This window comes from Leptotrichia sp., assembly GCF_057270615.1.
Map to the genome: position 1 here is coordinate 20,250 of NZ_DBHIXN010000010.1, position 21,125 is coordinate 41,374.

The window sequence follows — 21,125 nt, forward strand, 5'->3', positions numbered from 1 at the left end:
TAAGAAATATATGGTAAAATACTTCAGTAATTGTAAAATAAATAAAATAATTTAATTGCAGTGCACAAAAATTTTGAAAAAGGAGAAATTTATGGAATATCATAAGCCAGTATTGTTTGATGAAGTAATGGACAATATAATAACAGATTATGATGCAGTTTATGTTGATTGCACACTTGGTGGCGGTGGACATACACAAGGTATTCTAGAAAAATCTTCTAAAAACTCAAATGTTATTGCAATTGATCAGGATACACAAGCTATTGAATTTGCTAAAAAGAGACTTGAGCAATTTGGAAATAGGCTTCAGATATTTCAGGATAATTTTAAAAATATTGACACAGCCATTTATCTCGCTGGATTTGAAAAGGTTGATCGAATATTGATGGATATAGGAGTTTCTTCAAATCAGCTGGATAATGCTAAAAGAGGTTTTTCGTATAGATTTGAAGCAAAGTTGGATATGCGGATGAATGATAACTTAAAAATAAGTGCTTATGAAGTTGTTAATAATTTTTCTGAAAAAGAGATTGCTGATATTATTTACAAATATGGTGAAGAGCCAAAATCTAGAAAAATTGCAAGAAAGATTGTAGAATATAGGAAAAATAAACCTATTGAAACTACGACAGAACTTGCGGATATTGTTATAAGGTCAATAGGTAAAAGTATGAAACGGCATCCTGCAAAAAGGACATTTCAGGCTATTAGAATTTTTGTAAATAAAGAACTTGAAGTTTTGAGTGAAACATTGGATAAAGCAGTAAATTTACTCAATACAAACGGAAGGCTTTTGGTAATTACTTTTCATTCTTTGGAAGATAGAATTGTAAAGGAAAAATTCCGTGAATATGAAAATCCTTGTACTTGTCCAAAGGAGATACCAATTTGTGTATGTAATAAAAAAAGTTTAGGAAAGATAATTACAAAAAAACCGATTGTTGCCAAAACGTCAGAGTTAGAAAAAAATAATAGAGCACATTCGGCAAAACTGAGAATCTTTGAAAGGAGTGAATAAAAGGAGTATGAATGGTGTATCTAAAAACAAAAAAATGAAGATGGAAATATTAGATGTTCCAAAAATTACAAATACAGCAAGATCACGTGAAGAGGCAAAAAGAAAAAAAGTAACAGCTCCTACAGAAGTTAGGCGAAAACTTTCCATGACTGCAGGATTAGATAAAAAACTTATAAAAACTGTTATGTTTTATGTTATAATTATAACGACAGTAGCATTATTAAGATCTTTTGTAGGATATGATGTAGCAAATTTAGATCAAAAAATAAAAAGTAAAGAAACTGAATTGAAAAAACTAAAAAAAGAAGTTGCGATATTAGATAATAAATATATCAGTACTGATGATTTGAAGCTTCGAGAAGAAGAAGCAAAAAAAGAAGGTTTTTCTGTTCCAAGCGATCCTATATATTTAGATTTGAAAAATTAGTGAAAAAGAATATAGCATAATTAGTTGTGTTATATTTTTTTTATTTGAACTTTTGAAGTTTCTTTCTTACGATTGCCTTGTATACTGGGAATAAATACTTGACAATGACCAAAAAAATTGATAACATAATAGATATTATGACTAATCAGTCAATAGAAAATTTTATTTGAATAGTAGTTATTGTGGTTAGTTAAAAAAGAAAATTTAGTTTAACAACAGTATTACTACAGTAAAAGTTAAAAAAATAATTTGTGAAGGAGGTTATATCTTGGCAAAAGAAGTTTTAGAAAAGATTAAAAGTGCTGAAATAGAATCAGATAGAATTATTGCTAGTGCAAATGAAAAAGCAAAAGATATTTTGAAAGATATTGAGCAAAAGATAAAAGATGATGGTAATAAAATAATTTCTAAAGCTAATATTGAAGCACAAAATCTGAAAAGACAGTCAATTGAGAATGCTGAAAAAAAAGTAAATGTCCTTTTGAGAAGTGAAGAGGAAAATATTGACAGTATTCGTAATATTGATGAGCAAAAAATAGATGAAGTTGTCAATTTATTGGCAGAGAGGATTGTGAAATAATGGCAATAGTTAAAATGAGTAAATTTGAATTGGTTGTTTTCGCAGAACAAAGAGCTAAAATATTAAAGGCGCTTCAAAAATTTAAAGAAGTAAATTTTGTTGACATTAAGTTACGTGATGAAAATGGAGAAATAGATAAGGATGCAGTTGAAGGTGTTACAAAATATGTAAACAATGAAGAATTGACACATATTGATGAAAGACTTTATCAGTTGAGCAGTGCAATTTCTCTTATTAAAAAATACGATGAAAGAAAGACGCGTTTAAGAGATATTATTCATGGAAATGAAAATTATACTTTTGATACATTGTCTAAAAAAGCACTAACTTATGATTGGAAAAAAATTACTTCAGAGTTAAATTCAATTGGAGTACAATATTCACAAATAAAATCTGAAATTTCTAAAAAATATGCACGATATGATGAAATTGATTTGTGGGAACGACTAGATGTAAATCCTATGGAATTAAAAAAATTGAAAAAGGTAAATACATTTCTTGGAACGATACCGCTAAAATTAAAGGGTGACTTTATTGGAGGCATTTCTAAACTTGATAAAACTTATTATGAAGAACTTAAAATAGTAAAAGATGAAGTTTATTATCTTGTAATTTCAAGTATAGATGAAAGTGAAAAGGAAAAATTATCTGAAGTTTTTAGAAATAGCAGCTTTACTGTAGAAAATCTTGATATTGATGCAGTTCCACAAGATTACAAAAATGAATTGCAAAAGGAAATAGGTGAACTTAAAAAACAAAAACGTAAATTAAAAGCTCAAATCAAGACTTATAGTGAAGATTTGACTGATTTACAGGCAGTTTATGAATATATGCAAAACAAAAAACTGCGTATTGTAGAATCAGAAAAGTTAGCACAAACTAAAAATACAGTTTTGATTAAAGGATGGATTCCTACGGAAAAAGTTCAGGAATTTGAAAAAGTTGTAAAAAATGAAGCTGGAAATAGTTATTATTTAACATTTGAAAAAGCAAGAAAAGATGATGAAACAGTGCCAATAAAATTAAAAAATGGAAAAATTTCTAGTTCATTTGAAAATTTAACGGGGATGTATGCTTATCCTAGATATAATGAAATTGATCCGACACCGTTGTTTACACCATTTTATATCTTGTTTTTTGGAATGATGGGAGCAGATGTAGGATATGGACTTGTTTTACTGCTTGCAACAATGTTTGTCTTAAAAGTTGTAAACTTGAGTTCACAAATGAGAAAATCGGTTAAATTTTTCTTTTATCTAAGTTTTTCAGTTATTTTCTGGGGAATTTTGTATGGTTCATATTTTGGAGCAGAAATATCTGGAATGTGGCGACTTATAAATCCATCAAAAGAATATAATACTTTATTAATTGGTTCGATTGTATTTGGAGTAGTTCATATATTTATTGGATTGGCAATAAAGGCGTATATGCTTATTAGAGATGGAAAGGCATTGGATGCTGTTTATGATGTGTTATTCTGGTATATGGCACTTATGGGCGGAATGGCTTATTTAGTATTTAAAATGAAAAATTTATCGCCTGCTGTAACAAGTGTGTCAATGTGGATTATGATTGTTGGAATGGTTGGAATCGTACTTACTGGTGGACGTGATGCTAAGGGAGTTGGAGCAAAACTTGGAGGAGGGCTTTACAGCCTTTATGGAATTTCAAGCTATGTTGGAGATTTTGTGTCTTATTCAAGACTTATGGCCTTGGGACTTTCTGGTGGATTTATTGCGTCAGCTATAAATATGATTGCTGGAATGATTAGCGGAAGCTGGGTTGGAATGATATTTATACCAGTAATATTAATAGGTGGACATTTTTTTAATATGTTCTTATCTTTCCTTGGAGCTTACGTTCATACTTCAAGACTTATGTATGTTGAATATTTTGGTAAATTTTATGAAGGTGGAGGAAAGCCGTTTAAAGATTTTAGAACAGAAAACAAATATATAAATCTTGATGATTAATGTGTTTTATAAAGTAAGAAATTTAATAAAATTATTAATAAATATAAAAAATTAGGAGGAAATAAAATGAATTTTTCACAGTTTTTAGTACAACATGGAGGAATCGTAATGGCGACATTAGGTGCGGCATTGGCGACATTATTAGCAGGAATTGGATCAGCAAAAGGTGTAGGAATCGTTGGGGAAGTAGCTTCAGGACTTATGAGTGAAGAACCTGAAAAGTTTGGTAAATCGTTAGTATTACAATTATTGCCAGGTACACAAGGATTATATGGATTCGTTATCGGACTTATGGTATTAGGAAAATTAAAACCTGAAATGCCAATACAAACTGGATTAGGAATTTTAATGGCTTGTTTACCAATTGCATTCGCAGGATATGGATCAGCTATTGCACAAGGTAGAGTTGCGGCTTCTGGTATTAGCTTGCTTGCTAAAAATGAAGAACAAAATACAAAAGGTATTATTTATGCAGTAATGGTTGAAACTTATGCATTATTGGCATTCGTTGTTTCAATTATGTTATTGGCAAAATTCTAATTTTATTTTGCAAGATAGAAAAATAAAAAGAATTAAATATGGCATAAAAACAAAGAAGGAGTAAATATGTCTAATTTAGATAATTTAACATCAAAAATATTAGCTGATGCTAAAGCACAGGCAGACAAAATTGTAAAAGATGCACAAGAAAAGGCACAACATAAATATGATCTTGAAATAAAAAAAATTAATGCAAAAAAAGAAACTGTTCTTGAAAATGCGAGAAGAGATCGTGAACTTCTTTCTGAAAGAATTAAATCAAGTGCCAATTTAAAGGCTAGAAACAAAAAGCTGGAAGCAAAGCAGGCAGTAATTGATAAAGTTATAGATAAACTAAAAACAAAACTTGTTAATATGGATGAAAAAAAATATATTAATTATTTAAATCAAAATATTGATAAGAATACTATAACTGGGAAAGAGCTAATTGTAAAAAAAGAATTTGTGGAAAAAGTTAAAAAGGAATTTCCAGGTGCAAAAGTAAAGGAAAATGAATTTGTAACTTCAGGATTTGTTATTGAAGAAAATGGAATTCAGGAAAATTATACTTTTGAAGTAAAATTGGACTTTATGAGGGATGAACTGGAAGTTGAAATTTCAAAACTTTTATTTTCATAATAGATTTATTTGGTAGCTAAAATTATAAATAATTTTTAAGGAATTAATATTTCTTATCATAGATAAAATTTAACTTTAAATTTTATTTTTTGTAATTATAAATTATAAGTTAGCAAATATATTTAGTATAAAATATAAAATAAATTAATAGTTGAATGTGAAAGTAAAAAGTAAAATACTGTATTAATTTTAAAGTCATGAACTTTCACAAAGATTGAAAAATGAGTCAGTAAAGGGAGAAAAAAATGAATAGAATGGATTACGGACGAAGTGTCGTAACTATTAGAGTACTGGAAAAGAGGCTTTTAACTAGAAATAGACTGGAAAGAATGATAGAAGCCGAAACTCCCGAAGAAGTGCTAAAATTATTGGGAGAAACAGAATATTCTCAAGATATGGCTGATATTCATGGTAGTCAAGATTATGAAACAATACTTAAAAGAGAAACAGAGCGAGTATTTTCAATTGTAAGAAAAATGGTTAAAAATACTGCAATTGTTGATATTTTATCGCTTAAATATGATTATCATAATTTAAAAGTATTATTGAAAAGTAAAATAACAGGGAAAGATTTTTCACATTTGCTTATGCAAGCTGGAACAATTGATGCTGGAAAATTTAAAACAAAATTTGAGCTGCAAAGTAATGATTTGCCAAAGGAAATAATAGAGGCAATTATTGAAGTTCAAAAAGATTTTGAAGAAAATCATAATCCGCAAAGAATTGATATACTTGTAGATAAGCATTATTTTAGAAATTTATCACGTTTAGTAAAAGAGATTGATGTAAAAGTTATTACTGATTATGTTGAAGGATTGATTGACTTTCAAAATATGATAACTCTACTTAGAGTTCAAAAACAGAATCGTGATGCGAGATTTTTGGAAACTGTTATTTTTGATGGTGGAACAATTTCAAAAAATAAAATTGTCGCTTCAATAAATGATAATATAGATACTATTTTGAATAAATTCAAAAAAGAAAAATTGGGAGTGTATCTGGCAAAAGGACTAGAAATATTTAGTGAAACAAAAAGATTATCGGAACTTGAGAAAATTTCTGATAATTATTTAATGGAATTAAATAAAGAATCAAAATATGTTGTATTTGGACCAGAGCCATTATTTACATATCTAGTTGCAAAAGAGCGTGAAATCAATGCAATAAGAATGATAATGGTAAGCAAGATAAACAACATAAGTTCGGATAAAATAAGGGAAAGGTTGCGTGAAACTTATGCATAAAATAGGTGTAGTTGGAGATAAAGATTCTATTTTATCATTTAAGGCATTGGGAATTGATGTGTATCCAGTTGTTACAAAAGAAGAAGCCAGAAGCACAATTGATGAAATGGCAAGCAATAATTATGGTATTATCTTTGTGACAGAGCAAATTGCAACTATGGTTGAAAATACCATTGAAAGATACAACCGTGAAGTGCTTCCAGCTGTTATTTTGATTCCGAATAATCAAGGAAGTCTAGGAATTGGGCTTAAAAAGATAGATGAGTACGTTGAAAAAGCGATAGGATCTAATATATTTTAGATGAAAGGAGAAATTCATTGAAAACAGGAAAAATAATAAAAGTATCTGGACCTCTTGTTGTTGCAGAAGGTATGGAAAATGCCAATGTGTATGACGTGGTAAGAGTTTCAGAGAAAAAATTGATAGGTGAAATTATTGAAATGAGAGGCGATCAGGCTTCTATTCAAGTATATGAAGAAACATCGGGAATTGGACCAGGAGAAGAGGTTTTTACAACAGGAGAGCCTTTGAGTGTTGAATTGGGGCCTGGGCTTATTGAAGCGATGTTTGATGGAATTCAACGTCCGTTAAAGGAATATCAAGAAATAGCAGGGGATTTTTTGGATAAAGGGGTAGAAGTTAAACCTTTAAACAGAGAGAAAAAATGGGAATTTGAACCTGTTTTGTCTGCTGGAGCAACAGTTGAAACAGGAGATATTTTGGGAACTGTTCAAGAAACTTCTGTTGTAAATCATAAAATTATGGTGCCAGCAGGAATTAAAGGAACTTTGAAAACTATTAAAAGTGGAAGTTATACGGTAGTTGACACAATTGCAGTTATTGAAACTGAAAAAGGTGAATTGGCAGAAGTTCAAATGATGCAAAAATGGCCGGTAAGACGTGGAAGAAAATATAAGCAAAAATTAAATCCAGAAGCTCCGTTAATTACAGGACAAAGGGTAATTGATACATTTTTCCCTGTAACTAAAGGTGGAACTGCATGTGTACCAGGACCTTTCGGATCTGGAAAAACAGTTGTACAGCACCAAATGGCAAAATGGGCAGATGCAGAAATTATAGTTTATGTAGGATGTGGAGAACGTGGAAATGAGATGACAGACGTTCTTATGGAATTTCCAGAAATAATTGACCCCAAAACTGGACAATCATTAATGAAGAGAACTGTACTTATAGCAAATACTTCAAATATGCCAGTTGCAGCCAGAGAAGCTAGTATTTATACTGGAATCACAATTGCAGAATATTTTAGGGATATGGGATATTCAGTAGCAATAATGGCAGATTCTACTTCAAGATGGGCAGAAGCACTTAGGGAAATGTCTGGACGGCTTGAAGAAATGCCAGGAGATGAAGGATACCCAGCTTATTTGGGTTCAAGAGCTGCAGAATTTTATGAAAGAGCAGGAAAAGTAATTTGTCTTGGGCAAGATGGAAGAGAAGGGGCATTGACAGTTATTGGAGCAGTTTCGCCTCCAGGTGGGGATATTTCAGAGCCAGTATCGCAAGCGACACTTCGTATTGTTAAGGTGTTCTGGGGATTAGATGCAAACTTGGCATATAGACGTCACTTCCCAGCAATTAATTGGTTAAAATCTTATTCGTTGTATCAAGCAAAAGTTGATAATTGGATGAATCAAAATGTAGGACCTGAATTTTCTAGAAATAGAGCTCGTGCAATGTCATTGTTACAAGAAGAAGATAGCTTACAGGAAATTGTTAGATTAGTTGGTAAAGATACATTATCAGAAAAGGATCAGCTTAAACTGGAAATTGCAAAATCAATAAGAGAAGATTACTTGCAGCAAAATGCATTTATGGAGTCAGATACTTATACTTCGCTTGAAAAACAGGATAAAATGCTTGATTTAGTATTAAAATTTTATGATGAAGGATTAAGAGGGCTTGAAAATGGAGCTTATCTAAATGAAATTATTGCAATGCCTATAAGAGAAAGAATTGCAAGAGCAAAATATTTACCTGAAGCAGAATTAAATAAAATTGACGAAATAGCAAAAGAATTGGAAAAAGGAATAGATGAACTTGTAAATAAAGGAGGTGTAGCAAATGCTTAAGGAATACAAAACTATTAAGGAAGTTGTAGGGCCTTTGATGATGGTTGAAGGCGTTGAAGGTATCAAATATGAAGAGCTTGTTGAAATTGAGACTCAAAAGGGAGAGCTTCGTCGTGGACGTGTGCTTGAAGTAAATGGAGATAAAGCTGTGGTGCAGTTATTTGAAAATTCAGCTGGAATTAACCTAAAAGATTCAAAAGTAAGATTTCTTGGGAGACCGCTTTCACTTGGAGTATCTGAAGATATGATTGGACGTGTATTTGATGGACTTGGACGTCCAAAAGATAACGGGCCAAAAATTATTCCTGAAAAAACACTAGATATAAATGGAACAGCTATAAATCCAGTTGCACGTGATTATCCGTCAGAATTTATTCAAACTGGAGTTTCTGCGATTGATGGACTAAATACTCTTGTTAGGGGACAAAAATTACCAATATTTTCTGGTTCAGGGCTTCCGCATGCAGAACTAGCGCTTCAAATTGCAAGACAAGCAAAAGTATTGGGGACAGATTCAAAATTTGCGGTAGTATTTGGGGCAATAGGAATTACGTTTGAAGAAGCTCAGACATTTACGGAAGATTTTATAAAAACTGGAGCAATAGATAGAGCAGTATTGTTTATGAATTTGGCTAATGATCCAGCAATTGAACGTTTATCTACACCAAAAATGGCACTTACCTGTGCAGAATACTTGGCATTTGAAAAAGGAATGCATGTACTTGTAATTTTAACTGACTTGACTAATTATTGTGAAGCATTACGTGAAGTATCAGCAGCAAGAAAGGAAGTTCCGGGAAGAAGAGGATATCCAGGATACTTGTATACCGACTTATCGACAATTTATGAAAGAGCAGGAAGAATTAAAGGGCGTGAAGGTTCAATTACGCAAATACCGATCCTAACAATGCCTGAAGATGATAAAACTCACCCAATTCCAGATTTGACTGGATATATTACAGAGGGACAAATAATCTTATCAAGAGATTTATATAAACAAAATTTGATGCCTCCAATTGACGTTTTACCATCACTTTCAAGATTGAAAGACAAAGGGATTGGAAAAGGAAAAACAAGAGAAGATCATGCGGATACGATGAACCAACTGTTTGCGGCTTATGCGACTGGTAAGGAAGCAAAGGAACTGGCTGTAATCTTGGGTGAATCAGCATTGTCTGAAACTGATAAGGCGTTTGTTAAATTTACAACTGCATTTGAGGAACAATATGTGGCTCAAGGATTTGACAATAACAGAACTATTGAAGACACTTTAAATTTAGGATGGGATTTACTAAAAATATTACCAAGAACAGAGTTGAAAAGAATTAGAGATGAATATTTGGAAAAATATTTACCTGCAGGAGATGAATAGGCTATGGCAAGATTAAATGTAAATCCTACAAGAATGGAATTAAGCCGGTTAAAAATACGTCTAAAAACTGCCAAAAGTGGACATAAATTGTTAAAGGACAAACAAGACGAGCTTATGCGGCAATTTATTATTTTGGTAAAACAAAATAGAAAATTGCGTGAAGAGGTAGAAGGGAAATTACAAGATTCATTTAAGGATTTTTTACTTGCAAGAGGTGTAATGTCTGATGAAATGTTGGAAAATGCCATTGCATATTCGGAAGATGAACTTTCTGTAAATATAGAAACTAAAAATGTAATGAGTGTAATTGTACCTAAAATGACTTTTAACAAGAATATGGAAAGTACAGAAGTTGCTTATCCTTATGGATATGCACAAACATCTGCTGACTTGGATGACGCTGTTGATGGATTAAATTGTGTAATGAAAGATTTGCTGGAATTGGCAGAAATTGAAAAGGCATGTCAGCTTATGGCAGATGAAGTGGAAAAAACAAGACGTCGTGTAAATGCACTGGAATATATGACAATTCCACAGCTTGAAGAAACAATCCGTTATATTCAGATGAAACTTGATGAAAATGAAAGATCAAGTATCACAAGGCTTATGAAAGTTAAGGATATGATGGCTGAAAAAGCATAAATTTAATAATACTTATTTAAATAATAGATTTTTTAGCAAGGGGTTAAGCCCCTTGTTATATAATATTAAAAAAAATAGAGCCGTTTAAATTACGACTCTTTTTATATTATTTTTTTCAACAATTTTCAATCTGAAAATTGGATTTATTAAATAAATTAATCTTTATTTCAAATCTTTTATATATTTTTTCACAAAATCCTGAATATCACCCTTATCAATTACATCTGAAAATCTAATTTTAGAATTTCTAACTTCAGTTAATTTTTCAGGGAATTTTACTCCAGTAATTTCTGAAACTTCATCCAAAATTGCATAAGGTTCTTTTGTATCATCAATTCCCAACGCTTTTGCAATTGGAGCTGGGAACTTGAATGGATGAGCAGTTGACATTACTACAGTGTGAATGTCTTTGTCCAGATGTTTTTCATCCAGTTTTTCGTAAACTGAATAGGCAACGGCTGTGTGCGGATCCATCAAATAGTGATAGTTTTCATAAATTTCCTTAATTGCACTTACAGTTTCTTCATCGTTTGCAAATTCTCCATAAAATTCATTTTGAATATTTTTCAGTTCTTTGTCACTTACTGACAATTTTCCATCTAAAAGCAAGTTTTTAATTAATTCGCTTACTCTCTTGCTATCTTCGTTTAATGCATAATATAAGTATCTTTCAAAGTTTGATGAAAGAAGAATGTCCATTGATGGCGAATTTGTTGCATAAAAATCTCTGTTTTTGTTGTATGTTCCAGTTTGGAAAAAGTCAGCTAAAACTTTGTTTTTGTTTGAAGCTGAAATAAATTTTTTGATTGGTATTCCAAGTTTTTTTGCGATAAATCCAGCTAAAATATTTCCAAAGTTTCCAGTTGGAACCACTACATTAAATTCTTCACCTGCTTTAATTGTCCCAGCATTTACCAAATTTACATAAGTTGACACATAATATATAACTTGTGGGAATAATCTTCCAATATTAATTGAATTTGCACTTGAAAACATTACATTATGCTCATTTGCATAGTTTTTAAATTCTTCACTTGAAAAAATTACTTTTATGGCACTTTGTGCATCATCAAAATTTCCGTTAATTGCAACAATTTCTACATTATTTCCAAGCTGTTTTCTCATTTGTTCTTCTTGCATTGGACTAACTCCATTTTTTGGATAAAAAACAACAATATTGATTCCATCAACATCTTTAAATCCTTCAAGTGCAGCTTTTCCAGTATCTCCAGAAGTTGCAGCTAAAATTAAGATTTTTTTGTCTTCTTTTTGTTTTTCTTTACTCAAAAGCAGTAAATATGGGAAAAGTGATAAAGCTAAATCTTTAAATGCTAATGTTCTTCCATGAAATAATTCTCCAAAACTCACTTTGTCGTTTAATTTGTGAACTGGAACAATATTCTTATCATTAAAAGTTGTGCTGTTATAGGCATTATTTACAGCAGTTTTTATTTCTTCGTCTGAAAATTCTGTAAAAAATAATTTTATAATTTTTTCTGAAATTTCTTGATAAGATAAGTCTTTTAATTCATCATAAGTCAGTTTTACTTTTGGTAACTTTTCTGGGATATAAAGTCCACCATCATTTGCCAGTCCATGAAGTGTGGCAAAAGTTGAGCTTTGCAATTGGTTTCCTCTTGTACTTCTATAATTCATAATTACACCTCTTCTTTAAATTATTTTATTCGTAAAAATATCTTTCTATTGTTATAATATACCATAAAATATGAGTTATTACAACGGCAATACTTAAACTTTTATTTAAAAAAGTAAAAAAATTATAGATAGACATGTTAAGTAGTATTATTTACTTGTATTTTTTTTCTGAAAATGGTATCATAATATTAAAATTAGTCTAAAAATTTAATTTGAAAGATAAGTTGTTAAAATACTGATATCATTTAGCTTATCATCTTGATTGAAAATTTAAGAGGAGGGAAAAAAATTGAAAAGCAGAATTGAAGAATCAAATATAAAAATGATGAATAAAAATGCAGCATCTAATAAAATAAAAAAAGATGTTGAATTAAATAAAAATAATTTGGAAAATGAGTTAAAGTTAAAAAAAGAAAAAGCATTAAAAGATATGTTAAAAAATGTGGATGATGAAATGAAAAGGGAAGAAATCATACACATGCTGCTAGAACAAAAAGTCTCAAAAGTTATAAAAGAAGAGGAAAGTGAAAAAAGAAAATTTTCATATAAAATTTTAAATTTTGTAGGAAGTGAAAAATTTATTATATTTTTAGCAATATTTATGTCGATATGGATTTTAACAGATGTTATTTTTCTTTTAGAAGATAAATTTAATCCATATTCATTTGTCATAATGAATGTAGTTCTGTCGTTTGTAGTATTGATATTTTGCTCGTTTATTATTTTTAATCAAAACAAAAAAAAGAAAATGGATAGAGAAAAATCTGAAAATGATTATAAAGTTAATTTAAAAAATGAAATTATAATTGAAGATTTACATTACAAGTTAGATGATTTGATCGAAAAGCAGGATAAAATAGCAAAACGTGTTTTAGAATTGGAAAAGAAGAAAAAAATAACATCTACAAAAGGAAATAGAGAATATAAGTTTATTGATATTTCAGAAAATGAGAAAAAAAATAAATAAAATAAATATTTTTTATCATTAAAATTTTAGAAATATAACTTTTTGGGAATAAGGGGAGGATTAAAGTGAAAATAAACAAAACTAAAAATGTTAAACTAAATATTTTTGATTTGAAAGATTTATCTGAGAGTAAAGAAATTGTAAAAATTTTGTCTGAAAATGAGAATGTGAAAATTGAGAAAATTATTTCAACTGGACAAGTTACAGATTGGCAAGAATCGGATAAAAATGAATTTGTAATTTTAGTACAGGGGAATGCTGAAATTGAATATTATGGAAATGAAACATTCAAAAATAAAAATCCTAAAACAAATGAAAATATAATCAAAAACATAAAAGATACTAATGATATGAAACTACAATTAGAAAAAGGAGATACAGTATTAATAAAAAAGGGAGAAAGGCATAGAGTTAGTTATACAAGCAAGAATCCTTGCTGTATATGGATTTGTATCTTTTTTGATTAAAATTTTAAATTGAACAATATCTCTATTTTAAGATAAATTTTTTTGGAAAACAAGAATTGTACCAATAAATAAACAACAATTTTTATTTTTTTAATAGAGTTTGGTATAAAAAATTTAAATAAAAAAGTAAAAGAAGGAGCAGTTATGATGTTATTTGTAATATTTGCATTAGTTGTCGTTATTGCGACAGGAATTCCATTTGTAAAAAAAGGAATTGAAAACAGAAAATTAATGAAAGAATATATGGAGGAACAAGGACTTGGAAAAAATGAAGCAGTTGGAAAGATAAAGGATGCTAAAACAACAAATGATAAAGTTATAGAAGGATTGTTTTATTTATCGCTTATAGCACTTTTAGGTGGAGGATTTTATAACATTTATTTACTTAATAACAATAATCCAGATAATGTAAGTGCTCAGCAACAATCTGAAGGGACAATGGCAAATATAACAACCGATCAAGGTCAAAACCAAAACCAAAATCAGAATCAAAATCAAGACCAGCAAGATCAAAATCAAAAAAATCAAGGAACACCAGTAATTCAAAATAATATAATTCCAAATTCAAATGATGCACAAGTTCAGGAAAATGTAAAAAGGGAGCAGGCAAGAATTGATAAAATGTTTGCAGATAGCGAAAGAAATACAGCAACTTTGATGGATATGTTAAGAAAGAGTTTTGAAAAGAAAGATACAGGAGAAGGAATTAGAAATGGTGAAAAAGCTTTGGAAAATGTAAAAAAATCTAGTAATTTATTTAAAAATTCAAAATGTAATCCTACTGGAGATGCTGCATTTGATAAGGAATGTCCAAAACTACTTCAAAAAGGTAAAGAATTGTATTCGTCAAAACAAATTGATGTTCAAAAAATGCTTGATTCATTAAAGGGCATTGAAAAAGGTATAAACGATGTTAAAAATAGTGAATTAGGACAACAAGCTATTCAGGAAGGAAATAAATTGTGGGATAGCCTTATGAAAAAAGTTGATGAATTTCAAAAAAAATAAAAATAAATTAATTTAAATTTTTGAAAATTGTGAATAAATAAATTAATAAGAGGAATTGTTTTTAACTGGTTTAAAGTAATTCCTTTTATTTTATAGTATTTATTCAATTTCTTTATAAATAAAGAAAATCTAAGAAAAAAAACAAAATTTTAACAAAAATGTAATGTATAATATAAAAACAAAAATTATTAAAATAATATAAAATATTTGAAAGAATAGGAGGAATTGTTATGAAAATAAATGTTTTAGGAAATGTAATGCTTGGAGCTTTGATTATATTAGTTGGACTTGTAATATTGACAGAAAGCAAGGATAATCATATTGACATAAAGATTGCAGACAAAGAAAATCTGAATGTAAATAATATAAAAAATGTAACAGCAGTAACTGAAAAGCAAGGCTCTAGAAAAAAAGTAAAAGCTGTAATTATTGAATTTGATAAATCAATAAAAAATGAAAAATTATCTAAAAATGCAGTTAAAGTAACTCAAAAAAATATTTCTAAGAAGGATATTGAAGATAAAGCTGACGAACCTATAGTTAATACAACTGAAACAAAAATAGACAGAGAAGTTTCTAAAATATACACAAGTGATAAAATAGATGATGAAAATGCAGAAGCAAAAGATGGTAAGTATTTGTATTTGGAATTAGCAGAAGATAAGGATTCTAATAAAGAAACATCTCAAAATGATACAGAAAATTTGAAAATCTCAGTTTCACAAAATAAAAAAAATTATTTTACAAATAATAGCAAAAGTTTTAATATAAACAGTAAATCGTAAAATTATTTATCAAAAATTATTAGATTTGTTCAATAATTGTTTTAATGTAATTAAAAATAATATTATTTTATTTGTTATTGATAAAATATTTTATAGTTTATAAGTTTGTTGAACAGATCTATAAAAAAATATTTATAAAAATGGTGATTAGATGAAAAATAAAAAAATGTTATTAATTTTTATGTCAGTTATATTTATATTAAGTTGTTCCAATAAAAATAGCAGTGAAGTTAGTAATATAAAAACACAAGATACTGTTGAAAATATAAAAGTCATAAAAAATTCAAAATTAGAAAAAGTTGGTTTGAAAAGTATAGAGTATTCAAATATAGCAGATAAAACTGTACAGGACCAAATTCAAAAAAGTTTAGAAAATGCGGGAGTTAATTCAAATAATATAGATCTTTTTTTAAAAAGTGTAAATTATTACAATGAAGCAACTGAAAATAAAGGATTGATAAAATCAGGATTTATTAATTCTAAAAATATAGATCCAACTTATGATGAAGCAGCAATACAAAATATTTGGGATAAAAAAAATAAAAATTTTCCAGGATTTAACTGCCGAATAACAGCATTTACATTAATGAAAGATTATGTGAAAGTGGAAAAACCTGCTATAAAAACAGGAGAAATGCTTTTTATGGATATGGAATCGTTAAAAAATGTACCGTTTAAGTTATTTTCTCAAAATGAAGAAGATAAATTTATTAATTTATTTTCAGAAATTCCTACAAAAATGACTAAAGATATTAATATTCATGTTGAAAATGTGAAAAAAGCCTGGAAAGAGCGAGGAATTAAGTTTGATAAAAATAGTAAAATATCAATGATTTCTGTATTTTTCCATTTTAATGATGATCCTGAAGAAAATATTTTATTTATAGGACATGTTGGAATTTTAGTTCCAGAAAAAGATGGAAAGTTATTGTTTATTGAAAAGTTGGCATTTCAGCAACCTTATCAGGCTTTAAAATTTAATAATCGGACAGAATTGAATGATTATTTGATGCATAAATATGATACTGCATGGGGACAGCCTGTAGCTAAGCCGTTTATTATGGAAAATGATGAATTAATGAAAGGATATAGAATTAATCAGAATAATAGGGATTAATACTGGAAAGTACAAAATTGGATATAGATTTATATCAAATTCTATTAAAAAACAGAAAATATATTTTATTTATTTTTATTGCAAGAGATCAACACTTTGTTAATTTATAAAATCTACTGCTATAACAATAAATATACTTGAACTCATTCAAAATTAAGCTATTAAAGATTAAGATATAAGTAAAATAATCATAGCTTTTGAGTTCAGTTTTAAATCAGTTAGTTTTTGGCTTCATTTATAAAAAATAAAAACTCGGAAAATAAATTTATTTTTATCTTCTGAGTTTTTTGTTAAATTAAGTGGTTCTGACTACAAATTAAAGGCTATTTTTTTATTTTTCTTGTTTTTTTATCTTTTTTGCTTTTAGAAGTTCGTTCTGATTTTTTACTTTTTTTATCAGAAGATTTTTTTCTTCCTTTTTTATCCTTTTTTCTATCTGATTTTTTACCAGATTTTTCTCTTGTACCGTTTCTGCTTCCAGTAGCTTCTTCAACAAGAGGTTTTGCATCTTTTTTAGAATTTAAAGCTCGCATAATATATTCTGCTTCTTGTAATGGTACTGTTATGAAAGAATATTTATCCATAATTTTTACATCTTTTACTTTTCTTCCTGGAGTTTTTGCTTTTTTGTTTAATAAGTCAAGTAATCTTCCAACATTATAGCCATCTTTACTTCCAAGGGCAATAAATAATCTTGTTTTGTCATTGATTTTAACTTTAACATCAGTTATCTCATTGTAGTTTTCAGGTAAAAATTCATCTTCATAAACATGTCTTAACACAGAAGCCAGTACTTTTTGGGGATCTCTTCCATCCATAAGTCTTTGAGCAAGTTCTGAATATTCATTAAAATCGTTTTCCATTATGATTTCATCTACATAAGCAACTAGTGCTTCTTTTTTAGCTTCCAAAATTTCTTCAACATTTGGAATATGTTCTCTTTTGATTTCTGTCTTTGTAATACGTTTAATTTGAGCAAGTTTACTTGCTTCTCTTGGAGTTACAAAAGTTATTGCTACACCTTTTTGCCCAGCACGTCCTGTTCTTCCAATTCTATGAACATAAGATTCTGCTTCTTGCGGAATAGAGTAGTTTATAACGTGTGTTAGGTTACTTACGTCAATTCCACGTGCAGCAACGTCTGTTGCAACTAATACTGTTAATATTTTTTTCTTGAATAAGTCAAGAGCTTTTTGTCTAAGAGCTTGAGTAATATCTCCGTGAATACATTCAGCATCGTAGTTTCTAGCTTTTAATTTATTTGTAACATCGTCAACTTCTGATTTTGTACGGCAGAAAACAATTCCGTAAAAATCTTGTTCATAGTCTAAAACTCTACATAAGGCTTCAAACTTATCTTCTTGTTTAACCTCATAATAAATTTGTTCAGTCAAATTAGTTGTAAGTTCTTTTTTTTCAACTTTTAATAATTTATGTTCTGGCATAAATTTTTTAGCAATAGCCATAATTGCTTTAGGAATTGTAGCTGAAAAGAATAACATTTTTTTCTCATCGTTAGTTTTTTCTAAAATTGCTTCAATATCTTCTAGAAATCCCATATTAAGCATTTCATCAGCTTCATCTAGTACGAAGTAGTCTAGTTGATCAACTTTTAAGATTTTCTTTCTCATTAAATCCATAACACGTCCAGGTGTTCCAACAACAATGTCAACTCCAGACTTTAATTTTTTAATTTGGTTTTCAATAGAAGCACCACCATAAACTGCTAGAACTTTTAAATCTTTTTCACCTTTTAGTGAATAAATTTCATCAGCTACTTGATTGGCAAGTTCTCTTGTAGGTGCTAAGATTAAAGCCCTGACTATTTTATCAGCTTCGATTGTTTCTAGAATAGGAATACCAAATGCAGCAGTCTTTCCTGTTCCTGTTTGTGCTTGTCCTATTAAATGTGTTCTTTCTTTTAGTAATTCAGGAATTACCAGTTTTTGTATTTCACTTGGTTCTTCAAATCCTTTTTTGCTCAAAGCATTAAGCATTTCTATACTTAATCCAAAATCTTCAAATTTTTGCATTATTTTTTATTTTACCTTCCTTTACTTTTATATTTTATACTAAACCTCATTAAAAAATATAAATTATATTTTATTTGATGCTAGAAAAATCTATGATAAAGATATTATTTTAATGAGAATGGTATTATTTATACTTATTATTAAAAAAAATTCGTATATATTATTATACCATATTTTTATAATTTTTGTACTTATTTTTATAAATTATTTTTTGTATAAAATAATAAGATAATTTTTTGTGAATATTTTAAATATAAAATTAAAGAAATGTATTATTTTAATTTTTATCTGTGATTTAATTTCATAATATGTCAGAATATTTAGGCATAAAATAGGAGATGGTAAAATAAAAGTAAAAAATTTTTAAAAAAAGACTTGCAAAATTTTCAAAAATGTATTATTATATTGTTAGCAATTAAAGTTATAGAGTGCTAATATTAAATCAAAAAATTTTTATTTAAAAAAATAAAAACATAGACTTTAGGAGGACAAAATGATAATTAAACCATTGGGAGAAAGAGTTTTAATAAAACAAACTGAACAAGAAGAAGTTACAAAAAGTGGAATTGTACTGCCAGGAACAGCTTCAAAGGAAAAGCCTATAATTGGAGAAGTTTTGGCAATCGGTTCAAAAATTGATGAAGTAAAAGTAGGAGATAAGGTAATTTTTGAAAAATATTCTGGAACAGAAGTTAAGGATGGAGAAGAAAGTTACTTAATTTTGGAAAAAGATAATATTTTAGCAATTGTTGAATAATAAATTTGACAAACTATAATAGATTTATTTGATAATTATATAAATTTTAAAATTAAAATAAATATCTTAAAGCAAAGGGGCTTGACTCCTTGTAGAAATAAAAAAGTTTAGATTATCGAAGATATCTAGTAGAGTTTTACAATAAAAAATTTACAAAATTTAGAAGGAGAAAATTAAAATGGGAAAAATAATAAAATTTAATGAAGATGCAAGAAAGTCACTTGAAGTGGGAGTAGACACATTGGCTGATGCCGTAAAAATTACACTTGGACCAAAAGGTAGAAATGTAGTATTAGATAGAGGATTTGGAGCACCAATGATTACAAATGATGGTGTTACAATCGCAAAAGAAATTGAACTTAAAGATCCAATTGAAAATCTTGGGGCACAAATTGTAAAAGAAGTGGCTACAAAATCAAATGATGTGGCAGGAGACGGGACAACTACTGCAACTGTGCTAGCTCAGGCTTTAATAAAGGAAGGGCTAAAAATGGTAGCTTCTGGAGCTAATCCTGTGTTTATAAGACGTGGAATGGAAGCTGCATCTAAAAAAGTAATTGAAGAGCTTACAAAGAGAGCTAAAAAAGTTGAATCAAATGAAGAAATTGCACAAGTTGGGGCAATTTCGGCAGGAGATGTAGAAATTGGTCAATTAATTGCTCAAGCTATGGAAAAAGTTGGAGAATCTGGAGTTATTACAGTTGAAGAAGCACGTTCTTTGGATACGACTTTAGAAGTTGTGGAAGGAATGCAGTTTGATAATGGATATTTGTCACCTTATATGGTTTCAGATTCTGAAAGAATGGTTGTGGAAATGGATAATCCATTTATTTTGATTACAGATAAAAAAATTGCAAATATGAAAGAATTATTACCAGTTTTAGAAAAAACAGTAGAAACTAGCAAGCCTATGTTGATAATTGCAGAAGATGTAGAAGGTGAAGCGCTTGCAACTCTTGTTGTAAACAAACTTCGTGGAACATTAAATGTGGCCGCTGTAAAAGCTCCTGCATTTGGAGATAGAAGAAAAGCTATGTTACAGGATATTGCAATTTTGACTGGTGGAGAAGTTATTTCTGAAGAAAAGGGAATAAAACTTGAAAATGCTGATATTAATTTGTTAGGACAAGCTAAAAAAGTTAGAATTACTAAAGATAATACAGTTATTGTAGATGGATTGGGAGAAAAAGAAGAAATTCAAGCAAGAATAGGACAAATTAAAAATGCAATTGCAGAAACAACTTCTGATTACGATAAAGAAAAACTGCAAGAAAGACTTGCAAAATTATCTGGTGGAGTAGCAGTAATAAAAGTTGGAGCTGCAACTGAAACTGAGATGAAAGAAAGAAAATTGAGAATTGAAGATGCCTTAAATGCGACAAAAGCTGCTGTAGAAGAAGGAATTGTGCCAGGTGGTGGAACAATTTTAATTCAAATTGTAAAAGATATTGAAGACTTTAAATTATCTGGTGAAGAAGGACTTGGAGTAGAAATTGTGAAAAAAGCATTATCTGCACCGCTTAGACAAATTGCTATCAATGCTGGAATTGATGCAGGTGTTGTAGTTGAAAAAGTAAGAAATTCTGAAAATGGAACAGGATTTGATGCTGCAAAAGAAGAGTATGTAGATATGGTAAAAGCTGGAATTATTGACCCTGCCAAAGTTACACGTTCTGCAATTCAAAATGCAGTATCAGTATCTTCAGTATTATTAACAACTGAAGTGGCAGTTGGAAATGAAAAGGAAGAAGTTCCAGCAGGTGGAATGCCAGGTGGAATGGGAATGCCAGGAATGATGTAATTTATTAATTAAATTAAATGGAGGTA

20 protein-coding genes are annotated in these 21,125 nt (G+C 29.0%); 18 read left to right on the plus strand and 2 right to left on the minus strand.

Annotation, left to right across the window (positions count from 1 at the left end; translation table 11 throughout):
* Positions 1–91: 91 nt before the first annotated feature.
* The 11 genes from rsmH (at position 92) to ACO409_RS03385 (ending at position 10,508) form a co-directional block, all read left to right on the plus strand.
* On the plus strand, positions 92–1,018 hold the full coding sequence (gene rsmH / locus ACO409_RS03335; protein ID WP_485554810.1) for a 16S rRNA (cytosine(1402)-N(4))-methyltransferase RsmH: 927 nt from the start codon (positions 92–94) through the stop codon (positions 1,016–1,018).
* 7 nt (positions 1,019–1,025) lie between these two features.
* Positions 1,026–1,445 carry a cell division protein FtsL gene (locus tag ACO409_RS03340; protein WP_485554812.1) on the plus strand — a complete coding sequence of 140 codons (420 nt, stop codon included), beginning with the start codon at positions 1,026–1,028 and terminating at the stop codon, positions 1,443–1,445.
* Between the two features lie 268 nt (positions 1,446–1,713).
* Positions 1,714–2,025, plus strand: a complete 312-nt coding sequence (locus tag ACO409_RS03345; RefSeq protein ID WP_485554814.1) for a hypothetical protein — start codon at positions 1,714–1,716, stop codon at positions 2,023–2,025.
* Positions 2,025–3,998 carry a V-type ATP synthase subunit I gene (locus ACO409_RS03350; protein ID WP_485554816.1) on the plus strand — a complete coding sequence of 658 codons (1,974 nt, stop codon included), beginning with the start codon at positions 2,025–2,027 and terminating at the stop codon, positions 3,996–3,998. Before ACO409_RS03345 ends, ACO409_RS03350 begins: the two co-directional genes overlap by 1 nt.
* 66 nt (positions 3,999–4,064) lie before the next feature.
* A complete protein-coding gene (locus ACO409_RS03355; RefSeq protein ID WP_018450249.1) occupies positions 4,065–4,538 on the plus strand; it encodes a V-type ATP synthase subunit K in 474 nt (157 codons plus the stop codon).
* Between the two features lie 66 nt (positions 4,539–4,604).
* Positions 4,605–5,156, plus strand: coding sequence for a V-type ATP synthase subunit E (locus ACO409_RS03360; RefSeq protein WP_485554818.1), 552 nt, complete (start codon positions 4,605–4,607; stop codon positions 5,154–5,156).
* Between the two features lie 245 nt (positions 5,157–5,401).
* Positions 5,402–6,400 (plus strand): V-type ATP synthase subunit C, encoded by a 999-nt coding sequence (locus ACO409_RS03365; RefSeq protein ID WP_485554819.1) that lies wholly within the window; start codon positions 5,402–5,404, stop codon positions 6,398–6,400.
* A complete protein-coding gene (locus tag ACO409_RS03370; RefSeq protein ID WP_485554821.1) occupies positions 6,393–6,701 on the plus strand; it encodes a V-type ATP synthase subunit F in 309 nt (102 codons plus the stop codon). The genes ACO409_RS03365 and ACO409_RS03370 overlap by 8 nt, the downstream gene beginning before the upstream one ends.
* Before the next feature lie 17 nt (positions 6,702–6,718).
* On the plus strand, positions 6,719–8,494 hold the full coding sequence (locus ACO409_RS03375; RefSeq protein ID WP_485554823.1) for a V-type ATP synthase subunit A: 1,776 nt from the start codon (positions 6,719–6,721) through the stop codon (positions 8,492–8,494).
* Complete coding sequence (locus tag ACO409_RS03380) at positions 8,487–9,866, plus strand: V-type ATP synthase subunit B (RefSeq protein WP_026749081.1); 1,380 nt, start codon at positions 8,487–8,489, stop codon at positions 9,864–9,866. The genes ACO409_RS03375 and ACO409_RS03380 overlap by 8 nt, the downstream gene beginning before the upstream one ends.
* A 3-nt stretch (positions 9,867–9,869) precedes the next feature.
* Positions 9,870–10,508, plus strand: coding sequence for a V-type ATP synthase subunit D (locus ACO409_RS03385; RefSeq protein ID WP_485554825.1), 639 nt, complete (start codon positions 9,870–9,872; stop codon positions 10,506–10,508).
* 162 nt (positions 10,509–10,670) lie between these two features.
* Here the strand turns inward: ACO409_RS03385 and thrC are convergent, their stop codons facing one another.
* Positions 10,671–12,164, minus strand: coding sequence for a threonine synthase (gene thrC, locus ACO409_RS03390; RefSeq protein ID WP_485554826.1), 1,494 nt, complete (start codon positions 12,162–12,164; stop codon positions 10,671–10,673).
* Between the two features lie 289 nt (positions 12,165–12,453).
* On the opposite strand from thrC, the gene ACO409_RS03395 reads away from it, so the two are divergent.
* From ACO409_RS03395 to ACO409_RS03415, 5 genes are all read left to right on the plus strand, one after another.
* Positions 12,454–13,131, plus strand: a complete 678-nt coding sequence (locus tag ACO409_RS03395; protein ID WP_485554828.1) for a DUF1003 domain-containing protein — start codon at positions 12,454–12,456, stop codon at positions 13,129–13,131.
* Between the two features lie 65 nt (positions 13,132–13,196).
* Positions 13,197–13,598 (plus strand): cupin domain-containing protein, encoded by a 402-nt coding sequence (locus ACO409_RS03400; RefSeq protein WP_485554830.1) that lies wholly within the window; start codon positions 13,197–13,199, stop codon positions 13,596–13,598.
* A gap of 144 nt (positions 13,599–13,742) precedes the next feature.
* On the plus strand, positions 13,743–14,606 hold the full coding sequence (locus ACO409_RS03405; RefSeq protein ID WP_485554832.1) for a hypothetical protein: 864 nt from the start codon (positions 13,743–13,745) through the stop codon (positions 14,604–14,606).
* Between the two features lie 230 nt (positions 14,607–14,836).
* The gene (locus tag ACO409_RS03410; RefSeq protein ID WP_485554834.1) at positions 14,837–15,391 is read left to right on the plus strand and encodes a hypothetical protein; all 555 of its coding nucleotides are present in this window, start codon (positions 14,837–14,839) and stop codon (positions 15,389–15,391) included.
* A gap of 151 nt (positions 15,392–15,542) precedes the next feature.
* On the plus strand, positions 15,543–16,508 hold the full coding sequence (locus tag ACO409_RS03415) for a DUF4300 family protein (protein WP_485554836.1): 966 nt from the start codon (positions 15,543–15,545) through the stop codon (positions 16,506–16,508).
* Between the two features lie 323 nt (positions 16,509–16,831).
* Here the strand turns inward: ACO409_RS03415 and ACO409_RS03420 are convergent, their stop codons facing one another.
* Positions 16,832–18,541 (minus strand): DEAD/DEAH box helicase, encoded by a 1,710-nt coding sequence (locus tag ACO409_RS03420; protein WP_485554838.1) that lies wholly within the window; start codon positions 18,539–18,541, stop codon positions 16,832–16,834.
* 493 nt (positions 18,542–19,034) lie between these two features.
* Between ACO409_RS03420 and ACO409_RS03425 the strand changes: the two genes are divergently transcribed.
* Both ACO409_RS03425 and groL read left to right on the plus strand, forming a co-directional pair.
* Positions 19,035–19,298 (plus strand): co-chaperone GroES, encoded by a 264-nt coding sequence (locus tag ACO409_RS03425; protein WP_485554840.1) that lies wholly within the window; start codon positions 19,035–19,037, stop codon positions 19,296–19,298.
* A gap of 178 nt (positions 19,299–19,476) precedes the next feature.
* Positions 19,477–21,099, plus strand: coding sequence for a chaperonin GroEL (gene groL / locus ACO409_RS03430; RefSeq protein WP_485554842.1), 1,623 nt, complete (start codon positions 19,477–19,479; stop codon positions 21,097–21,099).
* The last annotated feature ends 26 nt before the right edge of the window (positions 21,100–21,125 follow it).

Coding starts and splice junctions, on each gene's coding strand:
- rsmH (WP_485554810.1), top strand. CDS start 92: ATGGAATATCATAAGCCAGTATTGTTTGATGAAGTAATGGACAATATA.
- ACO409_RS03340 (WP_485554812.1), top strand. CDS start 1,026: ATGAATGGTGTATCTAAAAACAAAAAAATGAAGATGGAAATATTAGAT.
- ACO409_RS03350 (WP_485554816.1), top strand. CDS start 2,025: ATGGCAATAGTTAAAATGAGTAAATTTGAATTGGTTGTTTTCGCAGAA.
- ACO409_RS03355 (WP_018450249.1), top strand. CDS start 4,065: ATGAATTTTTCACAGTTTTTAGTACAACATGGAGGAATCGTAATGGCG.
- ACO409_RS03360 (WP_485554818.1), top strand. CDS start 4,605: ATGTCTAATTTAGATAATTTAACATCAAAAATATTAGCTGATGCTAAA.
- ACO409_RS03365 (WP_485554819.1), top strand. CDS start 5,402: ATGAATAGAATGGATTACGGACGAAGTGTCGTAACTATTAGAGTACTG.
- ACO409_RS03370 (WP_485554821.1), top strand. CDS start 6,393: ATGCATAAAATAGGTGTAGTTGGAGATAAAGATTCTATTTTATCATTT.
- ACO409_RS03380 (WP_026749081.1), top strand. CDS start 8,487: ATGCTTAAGGAATACAAAACTATTAAGGAAGTTGTAGGGCCTTTGATG.
- ACO409_RS03385 (WP_485554825.1), top strand. CDS start 9,870: ATGGCAAGATTAAATGTAAATCCTACAAGAATGGAATTAAGCCGGTTA.
- thrC (WP_485554826.1), bottom strand. CDS start 12,164: ATGAATTATAGAAGTACAAGAGGAAACCAATTGCAAAGCTCAACTTTT.
- ACO409_RS03405 (WP_485554832.1), top strand. CDS start 13,743: ATGATGTTATTTGTAATATTTGCATTAGTTGTCGTTATTGCGACAGGA.
- ACO409_RS03410 (WP_485554834.1), top strand. CDS start 14,837: ATGAAAATAAATGTTTTAGGAAATGTAATGCTTGGAGCTTTGATTATA.
- ACO409_RS03415 (WP_485554836.1), top strand. CDS start 15,543: ATGAAAAATAAAAAAATGTTATTAATTTTTATGTCAGTTATATTTATA.
- ACO409_RS03420 (WP_485554838.1), bottom strand. CDS start 18,541: ATGCAAAAATTTGAAGATTTTGGATTAAGTATAGAAATGCTTAATGCT.
- ACO409_RS03425 (WP_485554840.1), top strand. CDS start 19,035: ATGATAATTAAACCATTGGGAGAAAGAGTTTTAATAAAACAAACTGAA.
- groL (WP_485554842.1), top strand. CDS start 19,477: ATGGGAAAAATAATAAAATTTAATGAAGATGCAAGAAAGTCACTTGAA.